General features: G+C 40.4%; 5 protein-coding genes. 1 reads left to right on the forward strand and 4 read right to left on the reverse strand.

Annotated elements, in window-relative coordinates:
- Window positions 1-99 precede the first annotated feature (99 nt).
- The 4 genes from BV214_RS16345 to BV214_RS16360 form a co-directional block, all read right to left on the reverse strand.
- The gene (locus BV214_RS16345; protein ID WP_086478566.1) at window positions 100-2,367 is read right to left on the reverse strand and encodes an aconitate hydratase; all 2,268 of its coding nucleotides are present in this window, start codon (window positions 2,365-2,367) and stop codon (window positions 100-102) included.
- Between the two features lie 185 nt (window positions 2,368-2,552).
- On the reverse strand, window positions 2,553-3,506 hold the full coding sequence (locus tag BV214_RS16350; RefSeq protein ID WP_086478567.1) for an AAA family ATPase: 954 nt from the start codon (window positions 3,504-3,506) through the stop codon (window positions 2,553-2,555).
- Window positions 3,507-3,510: 4 nt separating this feature from the next.
- Window positions 3,511-4,962 carry a peptidylprolyl isomerase gene (locus tag BV214_RS16355; protein WP_245806822.1) on the reverse strand — a complete coding sequence of 484 codons (1,452 nt, stop codon included), beginning with the start codon at window positions 4,960-4,962 and terminating at the stop codon, window positions 3,511-3,513.
- On the reverse strand, window positions 4,955-5,839 hold the full coding sequence (locus tag BV214_RS16360; RefSeq protein WP_086478568.1) for a peptidylprolyl isomerase: 885 nt from the start codon (window positions 5,837-5,839) through the stop codon (window positions 4,955-4,957). Before BV214_RS16360 ends, BV214_RS16355 begins: the two co-directional genes overlap by 8 nt.
- A 215-nt stretch (window positions 5,840-6,054) precedes the next feature.
- Here BV214_RS16360 and BV214_RS16365 point away from each other — a divergent pair, with 215 nt between their 5' ends.
- Window positions 6,055-6,303, forward strand: a complete 249-nt coding sequence (locus tag BV214_RS16365) for a hypothetical protein (protein ID WP_086478569.1) — start codon at window positions 6,055-6,057, stop codon at window positions 6,301-6,303.
- Window positions 6,304-6,442 lie beyond the last annotated feature (139 nt).

Consider the following 6,442-nt stretch of genomic DNA (forward strand, 5'->3'; position numbering starts at 1 on the left):
GACTTTCACCACCTAGCGAATTACCATGCACGGCACACAACTAAAAAAACTCCTGATGGTGATCAGGAGTTTTTTTAAAAATGTATTTAAGCTAATGCCTTAAATGGCATTTTCCTTTTTAATCACGTTAAGGGCAGAGCCTTCCTTAAACCAATCTATCTGTGTTTGGTTATAGGTATGATTCAACTTTATAAGATCCTTGCTACCATCTGCATGAACCAATTCTAAAGTAAGTTGCTTGTCTGGAGCAAACTCATTAATGTCAATGAAATTGAAAGTATCATCTTCCTGAATAAGATCATAGTCTTTTTCATTGGCAAAAGTAAGCCCCAACATCCCTTGTTTCTTAAGGTTGGTCTCATGGATACGTGCAAAAGATTTCACCAATACCGCAGCAACTCCCAAGTGTCTTGGCTGCATGGCGGCATGTTCTCTAGAAGAACCTTCACCATAGTTATGGTCTCCTACTACAATGGTTCTAACCCCTGCAGCTTTATAGGCACGCTGTGCATCTGGCACGCCTTCGTACTCCCCTGTCAATTGATTCTTAACAAAGTTGGTCTTCTTATTAAAATAGTTCACCGCACCAATTAAGGTATTGTTCGCTATATTATCCAAGTGTCCACGGTACCTTAACCAAGGTCCGGCCATGGAGATGTGATCTGTAGTACACTTACCATCTACTTTAATCAGAAGTTTTACTCCTTGCAGCTCTGCTTCGGTTAGCGGCTCAAAAGGCTCTAACAACTGTAGTCTCTCACTCTTTGGGTCTACTACTACTTCTACAGAGCTTCCGTCCTCTTTAGGAGCCAAGTATCCGTTATCATCTACTTCGAAGCCCAAGGGTGGCAACTCTATACCTCTTGGCACATCCAATTTCACTTCTTCCCCATCCTCGTTGATCAGGGTGTCGTTCATCGGGTCAAAATCCAATCGCCCTGAAATAGCAATTGCGGCAACCATTTCTGGAGAACCTACAAAAGCATGGGTGTTTGGGTTCCCATCTGCACGTTTAGAGAAGTTTCTATTAAAGGAATGTACAATGGTATTTTTTTGATCTCCCAACATATCACTTCGATCCCACTGACCAATACAGGGTCCACAGGCATTGGTAAAGATAGTAGCTCCAATATCCTCAAAAGTCTTTAGGAGTCCATCACGCTCTGCGGTAAATCGTATTTGTTCCGATCCCGGATTTATTCCAAAATCGCTCTTAGGTTTCAATTTCTTATCAATAGCCTGTTGAGCAATGGATGCAGCACGTGTTAAATCTTCATAGGAAGAGTTGGTACAAGAACCGATTAATCCCCACTCTACTTTTAATGGCCAATCGTTAGCACGAGCCTTTTCTCCTAACTCCCCTACTGGAGTAGCAAGATCTGGAGTAAACGGACCGTTCAATAGTGGTCTTAAAGTAGAAAGATCTATTTCTATAACTTGATCAAAATACTGTTCCGGATTTTCGTATACTTCGTCATCTCCGGTTAGGTATTCTTTAATTTTATTAGCTTCATCGGCCACTTCTTCTCTATCCGTAGCACGTAAGAAACGCTCCATAGCATCATCATAACCAAAGGTAGAAGTGGTAGCCCCTATTTCGGCCCCCATATTACAAATGGTTCCTTTTCCTGTACAAGAAAGATTTTTTGCACCTGGTCCAAAATATTCTACAATAGCACCAGTTCCACCTTTCACGGTAAGAATTTCGGCTACTTTTAAAATTACGTCTTTGGAAGCCGTCCAACCATTGAGCTCCCCGGTTAATTTAACACCAATTAATTTAGGAAAACGAAGTTCCCAAGGCATTCCGGCCATTACATCTACCGCATCGGCTCCTCCTACACCAATAGCAACCATTCCTAACCCACCGGCGTTTACCGTATGCGAATCGGTACCGATCATAAGTCCTCCAGGGAAGGCATAATTTTCCAATACCACCTGGTGAATGATTCCTGCGCCTGGCTTCCAAAATCCGATTCCGTATTTGTTGGATACAGACTCCAGAAAATCAAAAACTTCATGACTCACCTCATTAGCACGCAATAAGTCTGGTGCAGCTCCTTGTTTGGCTTGTATTAAATGATCACAGTGAGTGGTGGTTGGCACTGCTACCTTAGATTTCCCTGCTTGCATAAACTGAAGCAATGCCATCTGTGCAGTAGCATCTTGCAATGCAACCCTATCAGGAGCAAAATTTACATAATCCTTACCTCTGTTGAATGCTACGGTTGGATTCCCGTCCCATAAATGGGCGTAAAGAATTTTCTCCGAAAGGGTCAAAGGCTTGCCAACAATACTACGAGCTTTATCTACACGCTCTGCCATTGTAGCATACACCTTTCTAATCATATCAATATCGAATGCCATTATATATAATATTTTGAGTTATCGTAATTTTTCAAAATTAAGAAAATACACCAATTTAATAAAACTTTTAAACAAAGATTAGCCCAATTTTACACGATTGCAAAAAAGAATGCCCTAAACCAATCCCAAATGCAATTCCTAGGGCCTTTTTATAGCAAGTAAGCGCCCCAAATACCTAAAAATTATTACATCAGCTTTTCAATAATATCGGTCTCCGATATACCTTCGGCTTCTGCCTTGTAATTTTTAATGATTCTATGCCTTAAAATCCCCATTGCCACAGCTTTAACGTCCTCAATATCGGGGGAAAACTTTCCGTTTACCGCCGCATGGGCCTTAGCAGCCAGAATTAAATTTTGAGAAGCCCTGGGACCTGCTCCCCAATCTAAATATTGCTTTACAAAATTGGATGCCCCTTCTATTTTAGGTCGGGTACTATTTACCAATTCCACCGCGTATTCCACCACCTTATCTGGTACGGGAATCCTCCTTACTAAATGTTGAATTTCGAGGATTTCGGCCGCAGTAAACATGGGGGTTATCTTTTGCTGCGTATCCGAAGTAGTAGCCTTAACCACACGTATCTCCTCCTCTACAGAGGGGTATTGTAATTCCATGGCAAACATGAAACGGTCTAATTGGGCTTCAGGTAAGGGATAGGTTCCCTCTTGCTCTATGGGGTTTTGAGTAGCCAACACAAAATAGGGCTCATCTAACTTATAAGAATTCCCTGCGATGGTAACCGAACGCTCTTGCATGGCCTCTAATAAGGCCGCTTGGGTTTTAGGCGGGGTACGGTTAATCTCGTCTGCGAGGATAATATTAGCAAATACAGGTCCCTTTATAAATTTAAAGTTCCTATTTTGATCTAAGACCTCACTGCCTAAAATATCGCTTGGCATTAAGTCTGGGGTAAACTGAATGCGTTTAAAATTGAGCCCCAGCGCCATGGATATGGTATTCACCATTAAGGTCTTAGCTAATCCGGGCACCCCAATTAACAAGGAGTGACCTCCGGTATAAATGGAAAGTAGCAATTGATCTACCACCTCCTCTTGCCCGATAATAACCTTGGCTATTTCCTTTTTAAGTTCTTGGTGTTTTACTACTAAGTTTTTAATTGCCGCTACATCTGACATGCCCTTATTCCTTTAACCAATTATTGGCAAAGTCGCATTCCCTATTTGCTGCGTTTACACTTACGTAGGTATCCTTAATGTGCTTCTCCATCCATTTTTTGATGGCCTTGAACTGCTTTTCTCTCAGGGCCAATTCCTGGATTTTTATATAGTCTTGGGAGAAATCGGCCACATGTTCATCATAGCGATTGGTGATCTTCATGATCTTGTATTTTGGTCCGCCACCCCTTGGGTCGTTTTCCAAAATAGGTCTAGAAATCTCATTATCCTTAATATTCCTTACCTGATTATACAGGGAAGGCTCCATCTTGGTCAGCTCGAACCTAGAACTGAAGTCGGCCGGATTCCGCAATAAACCTCCATCATATTTAGTTTCCTTCTCATCGGAGAAATTAAGGGCTGCTTCCGCAAAAGTAAATTTACCGTCCATTACTCCCTGACGTATACTATCCAATTCTTTCCTCGCCTTCTCCAATTCCGATTGGGAAATTTCTGGGCTTATTAGAATATGTCTTAAATCTAACTCCCTACCTCTAATTTTTTCAACTAAAATAATGTGATATCCAAAATCGGTTTCGAAGGGTTCGGAGATCTCTCCTTCCCTTAAACTAAAGGCAACATCCTTAAACTCCTTCACAAAAGGAGTTTCCCTGGTCATGCTATAAAAACCGCCCTTGGATTTAGATCCAGGATCTTGGGAGTACAAAATGGCCTTCACATTAAAACTAGCACCGTTATCGATTACATCTGCCCTAATTTCATTCAATTGGTCTATCACTCGTTGCTTCTCCTCCTCGGAAGCCTTTGGTTCCTTTACGATCTGTGCAATTTCCAACTCAGCACCAAAAACAGGACGCTCATCCTCCGGAATTCTATTGAAAAACTGCCTTACCTCCTCTGGAGTAATTTCTACTTCCGAAACAATTTTGTTCTGCATTTTTTCGGAAAGCATTCTCAGCTTATTAATTTTATAAAGGTCTTCACGAAAACTAGCCTCATCCTCTTTTTTATAATATTTAAGAACCTTTTCCATAGATCCTATCTGTGCCACCAACTGCTGAAGCTGATGATCACCAGTAGCGTTCACCTCATCATCGGAGACCAGAATACTATCCTGTACCGCTTGATGCGCATACAATCTGTCTTCCATCAATTTACCCAAAAGTCCACAACGGGTAATATCTGCAGTAGAAGCACCCTGATTCTTTAGGTCGATCAACGTTTTTTCAATATCCGATTCCAAAATCACATAATCACCTACCACAGCTGCAATTCCGTCTAATTTTATTTTATTAAAATCATTCTTGTAATCATTCTTAGTAATGGAGGAATCTTCCACTTTAATTTCGTTGGGTTCTACCTGTGTATCTGGCAACGTTTCAGTTTCTTGAGCACTAAGTGCCCCCATAAACATTAATACAGCAAGGGAAAGACTTGTTCTAATTACCTTATTCATACACTTCAAATTCTTTATCTTTAATAGCTTCATCTATAATTTCGAGTTCCAATTTCTTCATATAATTCAACTTCCTTCTATTTAAAAGAAGCTGTTTAATTGTTGGTTCAACATAGGAAAGAGGAGCAATGTCATTGATTTCCAGGACATCATTAATCTTTGTCAAATATACCCCTAAAGAGTCCTGTATTTCAAAAAATTGTGATTTTTTTAAGTACTTAGCCTGATTATCAGGGGTTAAGGGCCTAATTTCTTCCATCACCCTATTAACTCCCACCCATAGAGAATCATTAAAATTCATTTTTTTGAATTGGACCCTTATAGAATCCAAATAGGCTCTATCATCTTCCTTAAAACTCTGTAACTTTTTGGATACAAGCTCCTTGTCCATAAACTGCAGGGGGAGCTCCACAAACCTTAATTGAACAATTCGTTCCCTTAATTTAAAATTCTCCTTTTCCCGAGCATAAAACTCCGCTAGCTGAAAATCGGTTATCACCGTATCTTGTGAGCTTAGCACCAAAGCTTCTTTATAAGCGCCAGTATATAAATCTGTCCGGTAATCTGCCACCAAATCTTCAAACACCTGCACCTTTTCCTGTGGAAGGTTAATTTTTGCTTTAGCAAGTAGCAACTGCTTATAAGCCCATTTATTGATATAATTATTAACCATAGAGGCACTGTCCTCTTTGGATAAATTGTCTAACCTCAAGGCAGCCAAATCTTCCTTGTAGAGGTAGGACTCCCCCACTCTAGCGATTGCCACACCATCCATCTCCCTCCTAAACAGAGACTCACAGGAGACAAAGCTGCCCAAAAGAAGCGCACACCCTATGATTCCCAGTAAGCTTTTAAGTTTCATTCCAAAAAAATGCATGCAGCAAATTTAACAATATCACAACGTTATGCAAGTTCTCAATTTTTATAATAAATCCATTGAATTTAACACAAACTTTAATGGTTTATTCCCAGGCACGCATAGAATGAATCAACTCAACGGTCCATTATCATACCTCTTGTCAACAAAAACTACCTATTTGGATAATGGTATATTTACCAACCCTCATATCGTTTTTTCATTAATTTTACCACATGGAGGAAAGAAGAATTAAATTAATTTGGGATTTTAGGGGAGAGGCCGCTCAAAAAACTGCCGTACATCATAAAATCCACCTAGAAGAATACTGCTCTGCCAAACAGCTAAACAACTGCATTACTGGAAGTCAGGACATCCATGAGATGCATTCCATTGCGTTCTTGGTAGTAAATGAATCCCAGATGATTGGTGTAAGAGACGCCCTTAAACCACACCGAGGTGAGGTTTACATTGCTACCCCATAAATAGGGAGGCCATGTGAAAATGTAGCAATGAAACAATGAGGGTGATTCACTGATTTGACAATTTGGAAATTAGCCAATTTGGAAATAGGGAGGCCATGTGAAAATGTAGCAATGAAACAATGAGGGGGATTCACTGATT

It is taken from the genome of Arenibacter amylolyticus (assembly GCF_002150785.1).
Taxonomy (GTDB): domain Bacteria; phylum Bacteroidota; class Bacteroidia; order Flavobacteriales; family Flavobacteriaceae; genus Arenibacter; species Arenibacter amylolyticus.

Coding starts and splice junctions, on each gene's coding strand:
- BV214_RS16355 (WP_245806822.1), bottom strand. CDS start 4,962: ATGAATAAGGTAATTAGAACAAGTCTTTCCCTTGCTGTATTAATGTTT.
- BV214_RS16350 (WP_086478567.1), bottom strand. CDS start 3,506: ATGTCAGATGTAGCGGCAATTAAAAACTTAGTAGTAAAACACCAAGAA.
- BV214_RS16365 (WP_086478569.1), top strand. CDS start 6,055: ATGGAGGAAAGAAGAATTAAATTAATTTGGGATTTTAGGGGAGAGGCC.
- BV214_RS16345 (WP_086478566.1), bottom strand. CDS start 2,367: ATGGCATTCGATATTGATATGATTAGAAAGGTGTATGCTACAATGGCA.
- BV214_RS16360 (WP_086478568.1), bottom strand. CDS start 5,839: ATGCATTTTTTTGGAATGAAACTTAAAAGCTTACTGGGAATCATAGGG.